The organism is Arthrobacter sp. fls2-241-R2A-172 (genome assembly GCF_030208885.1).
Classification (GTDB): Bacteria; Actinomycetota; Actinomycetes; order Actinomycetales; family Micrococcaceae; genus Arthrobacter.
Map to the genome: position 1 here is coordinate 1 of NZ_JARVTB010000005.1, position 17,762 is coordinate 17,762.

Sequence of the window (17,762 nt, forward strand, 5' to 3'; positions counted from 1 at the left end):
AACAATCGGTATCAACAAACTTGGCACACTATTGAGTTCTCAAACAACAGACACTTACCGGCACCACCCACACCCCACAAGGGGTCCAGGATCGCTCCGGAGCAACTTTTCAAACTTACCCGATCAACCAGCACTTCGCAAATCAACGTTTCCGTGATTCCCGAACCAATCAACCGGCCCCACCCTACACAGGAACGCTAAAAAGCGAACCATTTTTCAGGCTGTCATCAAGGGGTTCGGCCTCCGCGGCGTCCAGCACCAGGCTGTCTCACTCGCGGCGACTCAGAAGACATTACACGCCCACACGCCCCCACACAAATCACCCCCACCACCACAACAAACCCTTACAAACACAGGCCAAAACCCCCCAAACCACCCCCCAACCACCAAAAACAACCACAAAACCGCAGGCGTGAACCCCGTCACAACACCCACCCACCCCACCACCCAACGCCAAACACCCAACCCCAACCCACCGCCGTCGAACACCCCCAACCAGCCGAACATGAAAGAGCGTCCGCCTGAAACAGGCGGAACATGAAAGAGCGTCAGAAAGCCACGGGGCCCAAACACAAAAAAGGCCGGCAACCATAACGGTTGCCGGCCTTTTCAGGACTTCGTGATTACCAGGAAGACTTGGTGATGCCCGGGAGCTCACCACGGTGAGCCATGTCGCGGAAGCGAACACGGGAGATACCGAACTTCTGGAGCGTACCGCGGGGACGGCCGTCGATCTGGTCGCGGTTACGCAGACGGATCGGGGAGGCGTTGCGGGGCAGCTTCTGCAGGCCGAGGCGTGCAGCTTCGCGTGCTTCGTCAGTCGCGTTGGGGTCAACCAGGGTCTTCTTCAGTTCGAGACGCTTGGCAGCGTAACGCTCAACAATGACCTTGCGCTGCTCGTTGCGAGCAATCTTGGACTTCTTTGCCATGTGTTTAGCGCTCCTCTCGGAATTCGACGTGCTGGCGGATCTTGGGGTCGTACTTCTTCAAGACCAGGCGGTCAGGGTCGTTACGACGGTTCTTGCGGGTTACGTAGGTGTAACCGGTGCCCGCAGTGGACTTCAGCTTGATGATCGGACGTACGTCCTTGTCCTTTGCCATTAGAGCTTTACTCCTCGTGCCAGGATGTCAGCAACGACTGAGTCGATGCCGCGTACGTCGATGGTCTTGATGCCACGGGCTGACAGGGTCAGCGTGACATTACGGCGCAGGGACGGAACCCAGTAGCGCTTCTTCTGAATGTTCGGGTCGAACCGACGCTTGTTGCGACGGTGCGAGTGCGAAATGCTGTGTCCAAAGCCCGGCTCGGCTCCGGTCACTTGGCAGTGTGCTGCCATGACTCTCCTCCAAAGATTGAATGTAACGGCGTGCAGATGTTCCTGCGTTACCGTGCGACAGGCAGTGTCCGCATCCGGTCCAAACCATTTCGGTAGTTTCCGCAGCAACTGCGGCGAAGAAGGTTGGCCTCAGGACAGAGCAGTGGAAACCACTGAATCGGAACCTGGGATACCGGGCGAATACAGGAATGCACGCAACTTGAGCCCCTAACTACCGGCCACCGGGAGGTCAGTCAGACTGACACTCACCACCAACCGGAGCAATTGCACACGATCCGCACTACCTAGCGCCTAATTATTCTACGGGTCAGGCCAAATTAAGACCAATCAGGAATCATAAGCCCTCGCCAGCCCTTTCACAGCAGAATGAAAGGAATCATGGCGAGTCTTGATTCATGACCTCGCTACTTACCTCCGGCTCACCGGTGAAAAGCGCTCCGGAAGGGGCCAAAGGGAAGCGGCCCACCGCCGTCGAACGTTTCCATTCGCAGGCACGACGGCGGCTGGCCCGGACCGACTTTCTGGGAGGCCTCGCGTGGTTGTCGGGTGCAGCGTCGGTGGCCCTGTGGCTGGCCGACGGCGGGGCGAACGGTTTCTCGAGCTTCGCGGGAACGATGACGGCGCTCGGGATCGTTGCCGGATTGATTGGCATGGATATCGTCCTGCTGATGTTGCTGCTGGCCGCCAGGATTCCGTTCATTGACAACACCATCGGACACGACCGTGCCGTGGAGGTCCACAAGACCTTGGGCAAGCCGGCGCTTTATCTCCTGCTTGCCCACGGTGTGCTGCTGGCTGTCGGGTACGGCGCTGCGGAGGGACTGGATCCTGTCAGTGAGTCGGTCTCGCTGTGGGTGAATGTTCCGGACATGTGGCTTGCTTTCGTCTCAACGGCGCTGTTCATTGCCGTGGTGGTGACGTCCTTGGTGGCTGTCCGCCGCAAGTTCCCCTACGAATTTTGGTACGCAATACACCTGCTCACCTACGCGGCGGTGGGGACTGCCATCCCGCACCAGTTCAGCGTGGGCGGGCTGTTTGCGGAGGGCACCTGGCAGCGCTGGTACTGGCTGGTGCTTTGCGTGGGTACCGGCACGGCCCTGCTCTGGTTCCGGATCTGGCAGCCCATCGCGGCTACATTCAGGCATCAAATCACCGTGAGCAGGGTGGTCCGGGTTTCCCCGGGCGTCTTCAGCATCGAAATGACAGGTCGCAACCTTGCGCAGCTGGCCGGTTCCGGCGGCCGGTTCTTCTTCTGGCGCTTCCTGGCGCCAGGCCAATGGTGGCAACCGCATCCGTTCAGCCTGTCCGCAGAGCCCTTTACCGGACAAGGCAACCAGCCCGGGAAACTCCGCATCACCGTCCGCGCCCTTGGCAAAGGCACAGCCAAACTGGAGCACATCAAACCCGGCACCAGAGTGGCCATCGAGGGACCCTACGGCATGTTCAGCACGGCCGCCAGGACCCGCAACAAGGTGGTGATGATCGGCGCCGGAATTGGAATTACTCCCCTGCGCTCGTTGCTTGAATCAACGCCATTCCAGCCCGGCGACGCAACTGTGCTGCTCCGCGGCCACGACGAAACCGAACTCTTCCTCGACCGGGAAATCATGGCCCTGTGTCAAACCCGGGGCGCCACCCTCTTCCACCTGACGGGGCCGCGGTCCCAGGGCGATCACCCGTGGCTACCGCAGGACGCGGTTCGGGCCGGCTTCGGACTCCCCTCCTACGTTCAGAACATCACTGATGCCGACGTCTATGTTTGCGGCCCCGCCCCTTGGGCAGCGTCGGTTATCCGGGACGTCGAGCTCGCAGGTGTCCCCACGGAACAACTCCACTACGAAAGGTTCGACTGGTGAGAATTCGAGCAGCCCTCGCAACCGCAGTGGCATCGGCAGGCGTCCTCCTGGCCGGCTGGCAGTCAGGGGCCCATATCGCCGAGACCGGCACAGCGACCACAACCAGCCTGAGCAGCACGGCCAGCAGCGGAAATTCCGGAAGTACTGGAACCAGTGGGACAACCGGCAAGTCCGGAACCAGCAGCGGCAGCGGCAGTGCAGGAAGTACGACGGCGGCCACTTACGACGGCACTCAGGTCCAGACCCGCTTCGGTACAGTCCAGGTCCGGGTCACCATCCAGGACGGCAAGATCACCGAGGTCACGCCACTCCAGCTCACGGATGCGGAACGGAAATCCGCGCAGATCAGCAGCCGGGCAGCTCCCATCCTGAGGTCCGAAGTCCTGCAGGCCCAGTCCGCCAACGTCCAAACCGTCGGAGGCGCGACTGTTACCAGCGATGCTTACCTCACTTCCCTCCAGGCGGCCCTCGATGCAGCGAACTTCTAAGCCGCAACGGCTCCGGGCCCGTACGTTCCCCAGCATGGGCACCGTGGTGAGCCTGACGGTGGCAAGCACAGCGCCTGCTGAGACCGCTGTCGATGAGGTTGAATCCGCCGTCGAGGTGGTTGAAGGCATTTTCACGCAACTGGACCTGACGTTCAGCCTTTACCGGGCAGGCTCGGAGGCGAGCCGTTTGAACCGCGGCGAGCTGGCCCTGGCCTCCGCCTCGGACACAATGAAGGAGCTCTACTCCGAGGCATCCGAGTGGCGGCTCGCCACGGAAGGAGCCTTCACGGCAGAGCGGCCGGATGGCGGTTTGGACCTGTCAGGGATCGTGAAAGCACATGCCATGCGGGAAGCGGCATTGTCGTTGAGGGCGATTGGGTTGCAAGACTGGTGCGTCAACGCCGGCGGTGACGTGCTGGTGAGTGGGTCGCCCGATCCCGGCCACACAGCTCCGGACACCCGTGAACCGTGGCTTGCGGGGATCGTGGATCCGTTGAATCGGCAGGCGTTGCTGGGGGCTTTTCCCTTGGGTCCCCTGAGCGCCTTGGCTACGTCGGGATCATCCGAACGCGGGGAACATATTTGGGCAGTTGGTTCGAGCAGGCCCGAATTCGCCCAAGTGTCCGTTGCGGCGTCGGACATCGTGACAGCCGACGTCCTTGCGACGGCCATCGTCGCCGGTGGTACGAATGCACTGGACCGCTCCGTGGAGGGTTGGGGCGTCGAAGTGCTGGCGGTCCGCCGGGATGGAACGCTTCTTTCGACGCCCGGTTTCAGGGAAGCCGCTTAGAGCGGCCTGACCAGTTCGGCGTACTTCGGGCTCAAGCCGTCCCCTGATGAGACTCCCCGCAGGCGGCGCGATACCCAGGGAGCCGCGGATTCCCTGACCCAGCGGGCATTGGCCTTCAAGGATTCCACCCTGTTGGCCAGCTTTATCGGTGCGAGCTCCGGCACCTCGATCGCGTGCTCATGCTCCAGGACGTCCAGCACCCGCTTTGCCATATTGACGTGGCCTGCGGTGGACATGTGCATCCGGTCCTCGCCCCACATACGCCAATCGTCGTATTCGTCGAATCGCCAGTAGTCCACCAGCAGGGCACCATGGTTTTCCGCGATCTCACGGACCAGCTCGTTGTAAATGGCCGTACGCCCGCGCATGGCACTGAAGACTTTTGAGCCTTTCGCGTCAAAGCCCGTGAAGAGGACCACCGTGGCGCCCGTCGCGCTCAACTTGGCGATCCCGGCGTCGTATTCCTCCAAGAGCGCATCAATATCGATCTTGGGCCGCAGGATGTCGTTCGCCCCCGCGTACAGCGTCACCAAGGTTGGGTTCATGGCGACGGCGGCATCCACTTGCTCTGCCATGATCTGGCGGAGTTTCCGCCCGCGGATGGCGAGATTGGCGTAGCCGAAGCCCGCGTTGCTGTGGGCGAGCTGCTGGGCCACCACGTCGGCCCAGCCGCGAACGCCGTTGGGACGGGTGGGGTCGTCGTCTCCGACACCCTCCGTGAACGAGTCCCCCAGGGCAACATATCGGGCAGAAAAATCCATGCCGCCAGTTTGCCACTTCACCTGTTGCGGCCACAAAGCCCGGGGTTATTCGTCCGCCTAGGAGTCCCGAAGGATCCAGTGGTTGTTGTCCAGGCGGGCCACGATCTTCTCACCGATGCGTGCGAGATCCGCGACGTCCTCCGGGCTCAACGAATCGAGCATCAGTGTGCGCACGGATTCCACGTGTCCCGGGGCAAGGGACACGATGGTGGACATGCCGGCCTCAGTCAGGTGCGCAACGGTGACACGGGCATCGCCGGGGTGAGCCTGCCGTTCAACCCAGCCGCGCTTCTGCAACTTGGTGACCACATGCGAGAGCCGCGACAAGGAGGCACTTGTCCGCGCAGCGAGCTCGCTCATGGGAAGGTAACGGCCTTCAGTTTCGGAGAGCATGGCCAGCACGTTGTAGTCGAAAAGGGAGAGTTTGCCGGCCGACTGCAGCTGGGTGTCCAACGCCGAAGGGAGCAAGGTGTTGATGCTGAGCAGCGCCAGCCAGGCACGGCGTTCGTCGGCGTTGAGCCAGCGGGGTTGAGTCATGAACCCATCTTATGAGAATCCGCAGCTTCCTTAGGTCTTCCTGACGGCCCAACAGATAGGCTGTGCGCATGTTCGTTGTCTCATTGACCTACAAGGTTCCCGACGAAATTGTCGACTTTCACCGCCCAGGCCACATGGCCTGGCTTAAGGACGCGTTCGACGGCGGGATCTTCCTCGCGTCGGGCCGTCGCGTCCCAGCCACGGGAGGTGTGCTGCTGTCCAAAGTCGACCGGGCAACGCTGGACGCGTCCTTGGCCAAGGACCCCTTCTACAGCAATGGCGTAGCTGACTTCGAGATCATCGAATTCACCGCAACCAGCGTCGCGGAGGGTTACGAAAACCTGCTCGACAACTGATCCTCCCGCGCGCTGGCGGTACCAAGCCGTTCGGGGAGCACCACGGGCATCAGTTCCGGCCAACGGGCACCCAGGTGGTCTCCGCTTGAGACGCCCCGGAGCCGGCGCGAAAACCACGGTCCGACGTCGCGCTTCAGCCAGGTGACGTCGTCGACGATGTTCTTGGCCAGGGACCGCTGAAGGGGAGCGGCGAGCGCCGGTGACTGGAGCGAGTGCGGCGCCCCCAGGACCTCCAGGACCTTTTTGGCCATGTAGCTGTGTCCGGGTGAGTCCAAGTGCAGGCGATCTGGGGCCCACATGCGGGGATCCTGAAACTTTTCGAAGCACCAGTAGTCGACCAGGAGCGTCTGATACTTCGCGGCAATCCGCCGAATGTTGCGGTTATAGATGGCCGTGCGGACCTTGAGGGGTTCAAGCAACGGGGACAAAGGGACGTTGTAGCCCGTGAACAACAGCAACGTGGCTCCGCTGGCTTTCAGGCGGCGCACTGCATGCTCATAGTCCCGCATGAGCTGGGCCATGTTCAGCCTTGCCATCAATAGATCGTTCCCGCCCGCGTAGAAGCTGACCAACGTAGGACGCATGGCCAGCGCGGGCTCGATCTGTTCATCGATGATCCGCTGGAGCCGGCGCCCCCGGATGGCCAGGTTGGCGTATCTTGTCCGGTCATCGGCCCTGGCGAGTTCCTCGGCCACCCTGTCGGCCCAGCCGCGGCAATTGTTCGGCAGCCGAAGGTCGATGTCGCCAACACCCTCGGTGAAGGAATCGCCGAGGGCCACGAACCTGGTCTGTTCCTTCACTGCCTTGCCTCCCGGTCCTGCATGAGCTTTTTCAACCCGCCTTTGCGCGGAACCTGGACCGGTTGCGGCCAACGCGGGTTCAAGGTATCCCCCAGCGTGATGCCCCGCAGTTTGCGTCCGAACAAAGGCACCACCCAGTCATTGACCCAACGGCGCTGCCGGCGTTCCCACTCGCGCACAGACAAGCGGGTAGGTGGATCCCACTCCTTGAGCGAGATCTTGTGCGGCACGTTGAGGTGGTCCAGGACCTGGGCGGCCAGGTACTTGTGGCCTGCCTTGGACATGTGGAGCCGATCCGGGGCCCACATCCGTGAATCCTTGTAGGCGTCGAAGCACCAATAGTCCACCAGGACGGCTCCGTATCTGGCTGCTATGTCGCGGACGCGTTGGTTATAAAGGGTGTTGCGCTTCTTGAAGGGCTCCAGGACGGCGGACACCTTCACATCGAAGCCAGTGAACAGCACCAACGTAGCGCCGGTTCCGCTCAACCGCGCGACGAGCAGTTCGTAGTCATTCAGGAGCGCATCCATGTCGGTTCCAAAATCCAGGATGTCGTTACCGCCGGCATACAGCGTGATCAGCGTCGGTTCCATGGAAAGCGCCGGCTCAAGCTGTTCGTCGATGACGTGCCGGAGCCTCTTGCTGCGCACAGCCAGGTTGGCGTACTCCCAGCCCGGCTCGGCCTTGGCCAACTTTTCGGCCACCCGGTCGGCCCAGCCACGGACCCCGTTGGGCAGGACCTTGCTTGGGTCCCCCACGCCTTCGGTGAAGGAATCCCCCAAGGCGACAAACCGCCGTCGTACGTTCTCCCCAGCCACCACCTGCCCGACGCTACCGCCGCGCGGTTAAGTGCGAGCCAACCCCAAGTGAACTCGGGAAAAGGGATGTGAGAGAGCGTCGGCCGGAAGCAGGAGGGATGTGAGAGAGCGTCGGCCGGAAGTGGGAGGGATGTGAGAGAGCGTCGGCCGGAAGTGGGAGGGATGTGATTGAGCGTCGGAACCGCCCACCCAGCGGAGAGGATCAGCCTTCCGCTTTGCCCCGACGCCAGTACCCCATGAACGCAACCTGCTTGCGGTCGATACCCACATCCCGCACCAAGTACCGCCGCATCTCCTTGATAACGAATGCCTCGCCGGCAATCCAGGCGTAGAACGGCAGCGCACCGGCGGGCAGCGTGGGGTTCTTGGTGGCCTCGATAGCTGCGGCGTCCATGCGTTGCGGGGTTTCCCAGAGGATGTCCTGATCCACATTGACGTCTTCGGGCTCGGGGCCTGCGGCCGTAGCGGCGCCCTTGAGGCCTACCCAGCCGGGCACAGGAACTGCTTTGGCCACGGCTTCCTTGAGGAGCTCGCCGTGCGGACGGGATCGCCCAATGGCAGCGCCCCGGGCCAGCCACGTGATTTCGATGTCGGCCGGGGTGGAGATGTCCTGGAAATCCGCTGCCGAGGGCACTTCCAAGAACGCATGGCCGGTCATGTCGGTGGGGAGGCTTTCGAGGATGGCGCTGATGGCCGGCACCGCGGTTTCGTCGCCCGCCAGCAGGACACGTTGGGCAAGGCCCGGACGCCATTCGATCCCACCGTAGGCCCCGGCTGTAGTGCACTGGGCTGCCCGGTTGTTGGGCCCGATGATGGTGATCGCGTCACCCGGCTTCGCGGCAACGGCCCAGTTGGCGGCGGGGCCGCCGTGGCCGTCGTCGTCGAAATGCATGACGAAGTCGATGTCGATTTCGGGGTACACGGCGTCGAGCCGTTCGGAGCGGACCGTATAGGTGCGCATGTCACCGCGGACGGCGGGATCCATGGCCAACCATTCCCGGTACCAGCCGGCTTCTTCCATCTTGAAGGGAGGCAGCGGAATCTGCTGCCCGGCGGCGTCGAAGGAGGGAATCATCAGCTTCACGCGCAGGTCCAGGGTGTCCCCGGCAACGCCGAAGTCACGCAGGGAGTATCCACCGAACGTGATGCGTCGGAAGTTGGGGCTCAATTCCTGCACTGCCGTCACGGTGACGTCGAAGGCGAGGGTCATGGGCTCCACTGCGGCACTTGCCGCGGCCTGTGTCGGTTGTGCACTCATGAGGCGATCTCCAGTTCCTTGGTTGCTGCGGGGCGTGCGTGGTGGCGTCCGATGGGGACGATCAGCGGTGTGCCTGAAATGGGGTCCGGAACCACTCGGGATTCCAGGCCGAAGACGTTGAACACGAGTTCCTCGGTCACCACTGCAGAGGCTGGACCCTCGGCCACGATGCACCCGCCCTTCATGGCGATGACGTGGTCTGCGTACCGCGCGGCGAGGTTGAGGTCATGGAGCACGATTGCGACGGTGGTTCCGCGGCGTCTGTTGAGATCGGTGATCAGGTCCAGGACTTCCACCTGATGTGCAAGGTCCAGGTAGGTAGTGGGCTCGTCAAGCAACAGGACGTCGGTTTCCTGCGCCAGGGCCATGGCGATCCAGACGCGCTGCCGCTGCCCACCGGACAGTTCGTCGATGCTCCGCTCAGCAAGTTCCAGCGTGTCCGTGGCCTCGAGCGCGCGCTGCACCGCGAGGTCGTCCGCTGTGCTCCAGCTCCGGAAGAAGCCCTGGTGCGGATAGCGCCCACGGCCCACCAGGTCGCGCACGGTGATGCCGTCAGGAGCAGTGGGGTGCTGCGGCAGCAGGCCCAGCGTGCGGGCAAGTTCGCGGGCGGGGCGGGTGTGGATGTCCTTGCCATCGAGGGTCACGGCACCGCCAGCCGGCTTAAGGAGCCGCGAGAGTCCGCGAAGGAGCGTGGATTTGCCGCAGGCATTGGCGCCCACGATCATGGTCACCTTTCCTTCGGGGATTTCGGTGCAGAGCCCCTCCACTACCTTTCGTTGCTCGTACTGGAGCGTCAGGTCCTGGGCATTGAGGACGGCCATATCAGGCTTCCTTTCGGTTCGACGTGACCAGCAGCCACAGCAGGAAGGGTGCACCGAGGGCGCCGGTGATGACGCCGACCGGGAGGACAGTTCCGTCGAGGATGACGGGGGCAATGTTGGAAGCGAAGAAATCTGCCAGCAGTACGATCAGCGCACCGGTAAGGGCCGACGCCGGAAGGCTGGGCTTGCGGACGACGCGGCGCGAGATCGGTCCGGCGAGGAACGCGACGAACGCTACCGGGCCAGCCGCGGCAGTTGCGACGGCGGCAAATCCGACGGCGGTCAGCACCAGTCCCAGCCGGGTTGCGTTGACCTTGATGCCAAGTCCGGCTGCAGCGTCATCACCGAGTTCGAGGATCCGCAACGGGCCAGCCAGTGCGATGACAGCAGGGATCAGGACCAGCAACGAGACTGCAAGAACTCCGGCACGGTCCCAGGTGGAGGAGTTCAGGGAGCCGTTGAGCCAGATGAGGGCGTCGGCGGCCGTGCGGATATCTGCGCGGGTCATGAGGAAGTTGACCACCGCGTGGAGGGCTGCGGCGATGCCCACTCCGGCGAGGATGAGGCGGTTGCCTGCCGCGTTGCCCCGGCTGCCACCGCCCGCGCCTGAGCCAGTGCCTCGGGAGATTGCGTAGATGATGGCTGCGACACCGAGCGCTCCGCCCAGCGCAGCCCAGGAAACAACAGCGCCGGACGCGCCGAAGATCACGATCGCCGTCACGGCCGCCGCGCTGGCGCCGTAGCTGATGCCGATGATGTCCGGGCTTGCCAGCGGGTTCCGGAGCATGGTTTGGAACAGCGCCCCGGCAAGGCCGAACGCGATGCCGATCATGGTTCCAACTACGGCGCGTGGCAGTTTGTGCTCCATGACGATGAAGCTGGCGCCGGGGATTTTCTCCCCACCGGTCAAGTGGTTGATGACGATCGTGAAGAAGTCCGGGATGGTGACGGTGTAGCTGCCCAGGAGCACGTACACGGCAAACATGACCACGAGGGCCAGGCCAAGGAAGAACGTAGGGCTCAGCACGCGCCGAAGTGGCAAAAGATGAGGGTGTTTGTTGGCATTAGGTGCCACCTCGGCGGGGGCTTTATGGAGGGTGCTCACAGGCCTGCCCCCTTGCCGCGGCGGATGAGCCAGATGAAGACGGGGGCTCCGATGAGGGCCGTCATGATCCCGGCGGGTACTTCGCCCGGAAGCAGGATGACGCGGCCTATGATGTCGGCCGTGATCAGCAGGATAGGGGCGGTCACCACGGAGAAAGGAAGGATCCAGCGGTAGTCCGGGCCGGTCAGGGAGCGGACGGCGTGGGGAATGACAAGTCCCAGGAATCCAATGGGACCGGCCAACGCGGTAGCGGATCCACACAGCAGGACAATGCCCAGTCCGGTTATTCCACGGGACAGTGCGACATTTTGCCCCAAGCCCCGGGCGATGTCGTCACCGAGCGCCAGGCTGTTCAAGACCCTGCCACCGGCGAGGATTATGACAGCACCAATCGCCAGGAATGGCAGCGCGGGCAGGAGCACGGACCAGTCACGGCCACCAATACTGCCTACTTGCCAGAAACGGAAGCGGTCGAAGGTGTCCTGGCTTGAAACCAGGATCACGTTCATAAGGGAAAAGAGCCCGGCGCTCAAAGCCGCGCCCGCCAAGGCGAGCTTGACCGGCGTCGCGCCGTCGCGGCCACGGGACGCAATGGCATAAACCACGACGGCGGCCACTGCGGCGCCGATGAAGGCGAACCAGATGTAGCCGGAGAGTGATCCAATGCCAAAGACGTAGATGCCGAGGACGACTGCCAGGGCAGCGCCAGCGTTCAGGCCCAGGATGCCGGGATCGGCCAACGGGTTGCGGGCCACACCCTGCATCGCTGCACCGGCCAGGCCGAGTGCTGCACCGGCCAGGAGTCCAAGGACTGTCCGGGGAATGCGGGCAATAACAACCGCGTGGTTGCCGTCCGCCGGATTGAAGTGGGTGAGGGCTTCCCACACAGTGGTGAGGGAAAGTCCGCGGGCGCCGATCGCCAGGGATGCGGCACATACTGCGGCAAGTACGACGACGGCCACCATCAGCCACGCAGAGCGCTTCGCTGTGGTGCCGCGGGAACCGATGGAAGCACCGGATCCCTCGGCCTCAGAGGTAGTGTCCCCCAGGCCAGCCGACACCAAAGTGCCGTTGCCACGCACCTGGAGTGCCGTCGTCGTACTCGATTTCATCGCGGTTACTTGCCTGCTGCGTCCGCTGCGCTGCCCAGCTGCGGCAGGAACGTGTCCAGTGCCCACGGCAGGCTCAGCGGCGAGGAAGCGGAGATGGCGAGCGTCAGGGTCTGGTCCGAGTCGGCAACCAGTGCGCCCTTCTTGACGGCGGGAATCTGGCCGAGCAACGGGTCCGCCTTGATGGCGTCTGCCGTGCTGGAGTCCGGGACCCAGGTGACGAAGACATCGGATGCCAGCTCATTCGCCTTTTCAGCGGACCACGGGATGAAGAATTCGGTCTTGCTCTTGGTGTTCTGCTCCACCACGGGGGCGAGCTTCATGCCGATTTCCGAGAGGAACCGGGGACGGTTGTCGATGGCCGTGTAAACGTTGGCGCCGTCGCCCTTGGCAGGTTCGAGGTTGCCGTAGATGAAGGTCTTGTCCTTGATCTGCGGGAACTTGGAAACCTTGTCCTTAACGGTGGCCTGGGTGTCCTCGATCAGTTTCTTGGCTTCGGCTTCCTTGCCCAGCGCCTTGCCGATCAGGGTGGTGCTTTCCTGCCACGGCGTGCCGTAGGCAAGCTCGGGCTGCGCCACAACCGGGGCGATTTCGCTGAGCTTCTTGTAGTCAGCCTCTTCCAAGCCGGAGTAGGCAGCCAGGATAACGTCCGGGTTGAGCTTCGCGATCTCGGTGAAGTTGATGCCGTCAGCTTCGGAGAACTGGACGGGAGCCTTATCGGTGCCGAAACCGGCGCCGAGCTTCTCGAGTGCTGCGTCCTTCCAAGGGGTGGAGCCCTTGTCGTTGTTGCCCCACTCGTTCTTGGGAACTCCTACCGGGACAACGCCCAAAGCGATCGCGACGTCGTCGTTGACCCACGAGACGGTGACTACGCGCTTGGGCTGTTCCTTGATGGTGGTCTCACCGAAGACGTTCTTGATGGTCACCGGGAATGCTGCGGACTGAGCCTGCTCACTCGCCGGCGTGGACGTTGCGGGGCCAGTGGAGCAGCCGGTGAGGGTGAGGGCGACGGCGGCCAAAGCGGCTGTCGCGGTACCTGCGGTTTTCAGCAGGGCGCGGCGTGGGAGAAGGGAAGCCACGGGACTCCTTAGGTAAGTGATGCGAACCTAAGTAAGGCTAGCCTAGCCTGAGGATAATTAAGAAACATTTACGTCACCTATTCCCGATTGAGGCGCAGATCACAGTAACCGAACCCTCACTCACATCCCCACCCCTTCCCCCGAACCCTCACTCACATCCCCACCCCTTCCCACCAACCCTCACTCACATCGGGTGGACAGCGCCGCCGGGAATTTGGGAGGATAGCGGCAGCGGACTACCGCTTCCAAAGAACGACGAGGGGTTGAGCATGCGCACTGCATCAGTTGCTGCTGCCACAGTCAGCGAGGTGGCCATTTTGGCCTGCTTGGCACTCCCCCACACGTCGGCATCCTTTTAGGCAATTCAGGCATCACGGACCGCCCCGGATTCCAGCGGGCGCCCCTTGCTGTGCCCTTCGCGCTGATGACCGACGTCCCTTGCCACCCCGCGGCCGATTCACGGTGCGCGGACGTCGACCATTTCCAAGGAAGCACTGTCATGCATAAAATCACCGCCCAACAGGTCCGTTCGTCCTTTATTAACGCCAGCCGTTCCGAGGCTGCAAAACTCAACCTTCCCGCCGACTTTGACAGCCTCGACTGGGACAACCTCGAGTTCCTGGGTTGGCGTGACGAGAAGATGCCCCAGCGCGGCTACCTCGTGGTGCCGCACCAGGGGAAGCTCAAAGGCGTCCTGCTCCGGGCACCCGACGGCGGCTCCGGGAAGAGGCGGGTAGTCCTCTGCGAACTGTGCCGCGACGTGTTCTCCAAAGACGACGTTTACCTGTGGGTCGCCAAGAAAGCCGGGCAATCCGGCAAAGACGGGAACACCGTGGGAACCCTGATTTGCGCTGAGTTCGGTTGCAGCACCAATGTGCGCAAAGAACCGCCGGCCAACGAAATCAACCCGGACCCGGCCGCCGTCGTCCTCCGACAGATCGCCGGGCTGGAATCCCGCACGGCGCTGTTCCTTGACCGCGTCCGCGGCGACTCAAAGTAGCGCCCTGGAACAACGCGGGGTCACTTTTGGCCCATAAAGGGCCTCCCAAAGGGCCATAAGTGACCCCGCGTTGCTTTTCTAGCGCAGGACGATGTCCACAGGGTTTGCCTCAGAGCGCCACGCCCCGGACTCACCGGGTCCGGCGATGACGGGCGCCGTGAGGACACCCGAACGGTTGGTCCGCTTGTCCCTCAGGATTTCAGTGACGGAGCCAAGGTGCCGGGACAGGTCGATCACGTTTTCGGGGGCAGCCAACAGCAATTGGAAGCCGAACTCGTGAAGGGCCTTGATGCCGGCACCCGCGAACTCCTCCGAGGCCAGCACGAAAGCCTCGTCCATCATCACTGTGCCGTAGGTCGTGAAACCCTGCTCTGCGATGCCCAACTGGTAGCTCAGCGCAGCAGCCATGATGAACGCCGTAAAGCGCTGGCGCTCACCGCCGGACATGGAGCCGGTATCCGCATGCATGAAGACTTCGGTTTTCTTTTTCCCAGCCTTGCCCGACTTCGCAGGCACCTCCCGGTGTTCCTTGCATTGGATGAACAAGTGCCCGCGGACATCCAACACCTCGGCACGCCACCGACGATCCTCCGGCGTCTGCGAACCGAGCCGCTTAACCAGGGTTTCGAGCGACTTGTAGCGGGCGGTGAGCTCGGCGTCGTCGTCCACCTCCGTAGCTGAAGCGGAGGCGCCGCGGGATGGGCGGGTGTGCTTGGCCTTCAAAGCGTTTTGAATGGCGTCCTTGAAGACCTTGGCCGTCGGAGGCAGGGTCTGCTTGATATCCAGTTCCAGGTAGCTTCCCTCATGGAAGTTCACCTGGGAGAGGATCCCGTTGAGCGGGAGGATGCGGCTGGTGATGCTGCGGCGTTCCTCATCCAGCAAATGCAGGAGCGTGCTGAACGATTCGTGCGTGCGCTGGTTGAAGAACCGCCGGAACTCGGCCTCTTGGGCGGGCAAACCATCGCTAACAATCGCGTGGTACCGGGATTCGAAGTCGCCGGCGGCCCCGATTGACGTGCCATGATCCGCGCTGATGGCACTCCCCCAGTCGCGGACGAACGCCTCGAACATGCGGGTCAGCCGCTCGGCCGTCGCCTGGGCGCGCGACTCCGCGCCGCGCAGCTCATCGAGCAAGGTGTTCCGGACTGCGTTAGCCAGGTTGTCCAGCTCGTGCAGCTCTGACACCTCCGCGGCACCCGCGAAGTACGGCTCCAGGGCGGCCACGGTGGACCCCGACGGCGGTGCCTGCTCAAGCTTCAGCCTCGCCGCGTCGAGCAGGCCGTCAGCGGTGGTCATCTGATGGTCGAGCGCCTTGTATTCGCTCTGCAGCACAGCGGCCGCACCCGTCGATGACTGATGCTTTTCGCGCACGACTTCGATGGTGGCCCGCAGTGGTTCAAGGTCAGCCTGGGCTGCGAGCGCATCGGCCAGGCGCTGTTCGATCCGGGCCAGGTCATCGGCTGCCACTGCCGCGGAAACCTGTTCCCACGGTCGCTCGTCTTCAGCAACCCGGCGCAGCGCTTCGAGCTGCCGGGCCATGCCCTGGTGGGAATCTTCGCGGCTTTGGGCCAACTCGGCTGCTTTGGCCAACTCGTTTTCGAGTTCACCAACGCGGGCTGCGACAAGTTCGAGCTTCGAAGCGTTGTCGAATCCGAGGACGTAATCCTGCCGGCTGGTGAACCGGTCGTCCTTCTCCACGGTGTGCCTGTTGCGTTTGACTACGCCGCCCAGGCTCAGGCCCTTCTCCATTGAGGCCAATTCGTCCGGGTCCTCCACGCACGGGTACGCGAAGTCCAAGGCGATCCGTTCGCGGATCCATTCCCCGGCGTCGGCATTGGCACCAGAGGTGAGGATGCTCAACTTAGTCAAGAGGTCGCCGTCGGACACGTCCTCCACAGCCAGGGCGCCGCCTGCCAAGGGCTTGGACACGTCCACTGCGCGCAGGGCCCCGCGGACCGCGTTGTCGTTCAAATACCGCGTTACTGCGGCAAAATGCTCGCCCGGAACCAGCAACGTGGTGGCCAGGTTCCGCAGGGCGCGTTCGGCGGCGGGGCGCCACTGCTCCTGGCCTTCGGAGAGGTCGATCAGCTCGCCGCCGAACGGCATGCGCTCTTCCGGGACACCGGTCGCAGCTGCGATGGCGGCCCGGTTTTCAATGCTCGACGGCGGCAACAACGATTTGCGCGATCGCAACGACAACAATTCCTGCTGGGCGGCCGCCAGCTCGCGCTTCTTCGTGGCATGGCCATCGAAAGCTTCGAAACGGAGCTCCTTCAGGGCCTCCGAATCATCCTTCAACTCGGCCGACCGGGCGGCCGCCTGCTCATGCGCCTGATCCCAGCCCTCGGCCGACCATTCAAGGTTCAGGCCGGCGTCCGCCAACGCTTTCCTGGCGGACTCCTCAACCTGTTCACGCAGCTTCAAGCCCACCCTGGCGTTCTCCAGCGACTGCTCTATGGCCGAAATGGCGTTGCCGCCGCGGTTGTTGTAGTCCAGCTCAAGGTCGCGGAGTTCCTTGGAAAGGGCATCCCGGACCGCGCGCTCGGCGGCCAGCTCCTGGGCTTTGGACTGCGCGAGCTCCTTGAACCGGGCCAGCGTCTTGGCGTGCACTGTGACGGCGAGCTGCTGCTTGTAGGCCTCGAACTCCTCGCCGGCCAGCTCCCGGAGGCGGTTCGCGTCCAGCAACGCCTGTGCGTACTCCTTGTTCAACCCGGGAACAGGAGCCAGTTGGTCGCGCTGCTGGCGGACGTCCTCCAGACGCTGCCGAATGGACATCAGGTTGCTGAATTCTTCCACCACATCGTCCGCGGCCGACAAGGTAGCCGGCGCGTCAAGAACCTGCTCGCGGAAGAACGTGTTCACGCTGCCGCCCAGGCCCTTCCCGGCCTGGATCACCCGAAGCAGCGGCAACGCCTGGTCAGAATTGATGCCCAGGAGCCTGCGGAAACGCTCCGCAAACGCCTTATGGACATCGAACACCTGGCCGTCCGGGAAAATCCCCTCCAGCGCGCCCTTCGTGAAGCGCTTCTGGGCGATCCCCTCGATCGCCTCGAGGTCCAGGGGCTTGCTGTCGATGACGTAGAAACGCCCCACACTGGATTCAGTGCCATTCTTCGGCAGGTCAAACAGCGCCGACACCGTCACCTTCGTACCGGCCGCGTTATCAAACGTCAGGGCGACGGCGGACCAGGTGGCACCCGGCCGCTGGAAGGCACTGGCCGAGCTATCGCCCACCGCCTTATCACCAACCTTGCCGCGCATGTAGGTGAACGTGGTCCTCTTGTCCTCCACAGCGCCGCCGGACCGCTGGGCCGCGGCCTCGTTGGAGCGGGGGCGGGCATCGAACACACGGAGCATGGCATCGAACAGCGTGGACTTGCCGACGCCCGAGTTGCCCGTCAGGAGGGTGCCCTTGCGGTCAACGTGCATGGTGTGGGCGCCATGGAAGGTGCCCCAGTTGACCACCTGAACCAGGGCCAGGCGCATTTGGCCGGGATTGGTGAGTTCGCCGAGGGGGAGCATGCTTGCGATAGTCACTTGGCTTGCCCTTCAGTAGTTGCGTCCGCGCGGGTACCGTCCGCGGCGGTACCGGACACATGCTCTGCATGCTCGCTCGTGCCTCGCTTAGACGCATGCTGCCGCATGTC

Annotated in this window: 18 protein-coding genes; 5 read left to right on the forward strand and 13 right to left on the reverse strand. The window is 63.2% G+C overall.

Annotated elements, in window-relative coordinates; genetic code table 11:
- Positions 1 to 623: 623 nt before the first annotated feature.
- Genes rpsN through rpmB form a run of 3 tightly spaced genes read right to left on the reverse strand, consistent with a single transcriptional unit; the run spans position 624 to position 1,337 of the window.
- A complete protein-coding gene (gene rpsN, locus QRM57_RS11090) occupies positions 624 to 929 on the reverse strand; it encodes a 30S ribosomal protein S14 (RefSeq protein ID WP_011776360.1) in 306 nt (101 codons plus the stop codon).
- Between the two features lie 4 nt (positions 930 to 933).
- Positions 934 to 1,101 carry a 50S ribosomal protein L33 gene (rpmG, locus tag QRM57_RS11095; RefSeq protein ID WP_003798558.1) on the reverse strand — a complete coding sequence of 56 codons (168 nt, stop codon included), beginning with the start codon at positions 1,099 to 1,101 and terminating at the stop codon, positions 934 to 936.
- Positions 1,101 to 1,337 carry a 50S ribosomal protein L28 gene (gene rpmB, locus QRM57_RS11100; RefSeq protein WP_011776361.1) on the reverse strand — a complete coding sequence of 79 codons (237 nt, stop codon included), beginning with the start codon at positions 1,335 to 1,337 and terminating at the stop codon, positions 1,101 to 1,103. Before rpmB ends, rpmG begins: the two co-directional genes overlap by 1 nt.
- Before the next feature lie 395 nt (positions 1,338 to 1,732).
- On the opposite strand from rpmB, the gene QRM57_RS11105 reads away from it, so the two are divergent.
- From QRM57_RS11105 to QRM57_RS11115, 3 genes are read left to right on the forward strand one after another with little or no spacing between them, the layout of a single operon-like run.
- Entirely contained in the window at positions 1,733 to 3,193 is a 1,461-nt protein-coding gene (locus QRM57_RS11105) for a ferredoxin reductase family protein (RefSeq protein WP_284986617.1), read from the forward strand.
- Positions 3,190 to 3,681 (forward strand): FMN-binding protein, encoded by a 492-nt coding sequence (locus QRM57_RS11110; RefSeq protein ID WP_284986618.1) that lies wholly within the window; start codon positions 3,190 to 3,192, stop codon positions 3,679 to 3,681. Before QRM57_RS11105 ends, QRM57_RS11110 begins: the two co-directional genes overlap by 4 nt.
- Positions 3,665 to 4,471, forward strand: coding sequence for an FAD:protein FMN transferase (locus QRM57_RS11115; protein ID WP_284986619.1), 807 nt, complete (start codon positions 3,665 to 3,667; stop codon positions 4,469 to 4,471). Before QRM57_RS11110 ends, QRM57_RS11115 begins: the two co-directional genes overlap by 17 nt.
- On the opposite strand, the gene QRM57_RS11120 is transcribed toward QRM57_RS11115, so the two are convergent.
- Positions 4,468 to 5,232: an SGNH/GDSL hydrolase family protein gene (locus tag QRM57_RS11120; RefSeq protein WP_284986620.1), complete on the reverse strand. Its 765-nt coding sequence runs from the start codon at positions 5,230 to 5,232 to the stop codon at positions 4,468 to 4,470. The genes QRM57_RS11115 and QRM57_RS11120 overlap by 4 nt on opposite strands.
- A 57-nt stretch (positions 5,233 to 5,289) precedes the next feature.
- Complete coding sequence (locus QRM57_RS11125; protein ID WP_235520929.1) at positions 5,290 to 5,769, reverse strand: MarR family winged helix-turn-helix transcriptional regulator; 480 nt, start codon at positions 5,767 to 5,769, stop codon at positions 5,290 to 5,292.
- Positions 5,770 to 5,837: 68 nt separating this feature from the next.
- Between QRM57_RS11125 and QRM57_RS11130 the strand changes: the two genes are divergently transcribed.
- A complete protein-coding gene (locus tag QRM57_RS11130; RefSeq protein ID WP_235520931.1) occupies positions 5,838 to 6,125 on the forward strand; it encodes a YciI family protein in 288 nt (95 codons plus the stop codon).
- Here the strand turns inward: QRM57_RS11130 and QRM57_RS11135 are convergent.
- The 7 genes from QRM57_RS11135 to QRM57_RS11165 all read right to left on the reverse strand — a co-directional run bounded on the left by QRM57_RS11135 (position 6,101) and on the right by QRM57_RS11165 (position 13,115).
- Positions 6,101 to 6,925, reverse strand: coding sequence for an SGNH/GDSL hydrolase family protein (locus QRM57_RS11135; RefSeq protein ID WP_284986621.1), 825 nt, complete (start codon positions 6,923 to 6,925; stop codon positions 6,101 to 6,103). The genes QRM57_RS11130 and QRM57_RS11135 overlap by 25 nt on opposite strands.
- Positions 6,922 to 7,743 (reverse strand): SGNH/GDSL hydrolase family protein, encoded by an 822-nt coding sequence (locus tag QRM57_RS11140; protein WP_235520936.1) that lies wholly within the window; start codon positions 7,741 to 7,743, stop codon positions 6,922 to 6,924. Before QRM57_RS11140 ends, QRM57_RS11135 begins: the two co-directional genes overlap by 4 nt.
- Positions 7,744 to 7,945: 202 nt before the next feature.
- On the reverse strand, positions 7,946 to 9,001 hold the full coding sequence (locus tag QRM57_RS11145; protein ID WP_284986622.1) for a siderophore-interacting protein: 1,056 nt from the start codon (positions 8,999 to 9,001) through the stop codon (positions 7,946 to 7,948).
- The gene (locus tag QRM57_RS11150) at positions 8,998 to 9,822 is read right to left on the reverse strand and encodes an ABC transporter ATP-binding protein (protein WP_284986623.1); all 825 of its coding nucleotides are present in this window, start codon (positions 9,820 to 9,822) and stop codon (positions 8,998 to 9,000) included. The genes QRM57_RS11145 and QRM57_RS11150 overlap by 4 nt, the downstream gene beginning before the upstream one ends.
- 1 nt (position 9,823) lies before the next feature.
- Positions 9,824 to 10,927: a FecCD family ABC transporter permease gene (locus tag QRM57_RS11155; RefSeq protein ID WP_284986625.1), complete on the reverse strand. Its 1,104-nt coding sequence runs from the start codon at positions 10,925 to 10,927 to the stop codon at positions 9,824 to 9,826.
- A complete protein-coding gene (locus QRM57_RS11160; protein WP_284986627.1) occupies positions 10,924 to 12,039 on the reverse strand; it encodes a FecCD family ABC transporter permease in 1,116 nt (371 codons plus the stop codon). Before QRM57_RS11160 ends, QRM57_RS11155 begins: the two co-directional genes overlap by 4 nt.
- 5 nt (positions 12,040 to 12,044) lie before the next feature.
- Entirely contained in the window at positions 12,045 to 13,115 is a 1,071-nt protein-coding gene (locus QRM57_RS11165) for an iron-siderophore ABC transporter substrate-binding protein (RefSeq protein ID WP_284986628.1), read from the reverse strand.
- 499 nt (positions 13,116 to 13,614) lie between these two features.
- Here QRM57_RS11165 and QRM57_RS11170 point away from each other — a divergent pair, with 499 nt between their 5' ends.
- Positions 13,615 to 14,115, forward strand: a complete 501-nt coding sequence (locus QRM57_RS11170) for an FBP domain-containing protein (RefSeq protein ID WP_284986629.1) — start codon at positions 13,615 to 13,617, stop codon at positions 14,113 to 14,115.
- A 78-nt stretch (positions 14,116 to 14,193) separates the two neighbouring features.
- Here the strand turns inward: QRM57_RS11170 and QRM57_RS11175 are convergent, their stop codons facing one another.
- Positions 14,194 to 17,652, reverse strand: coding sequence for an ATP-binding protein (locus tag QRM57_RS11175; RefSeq protein WP_284986630.1), 3,459 nt, complete (start codon positions 17,650 to 17,652; stop codon positions 14,194 to 14,196).
- Positions 17,653 to 17,762: the final 110 nt, after the last annotated feature.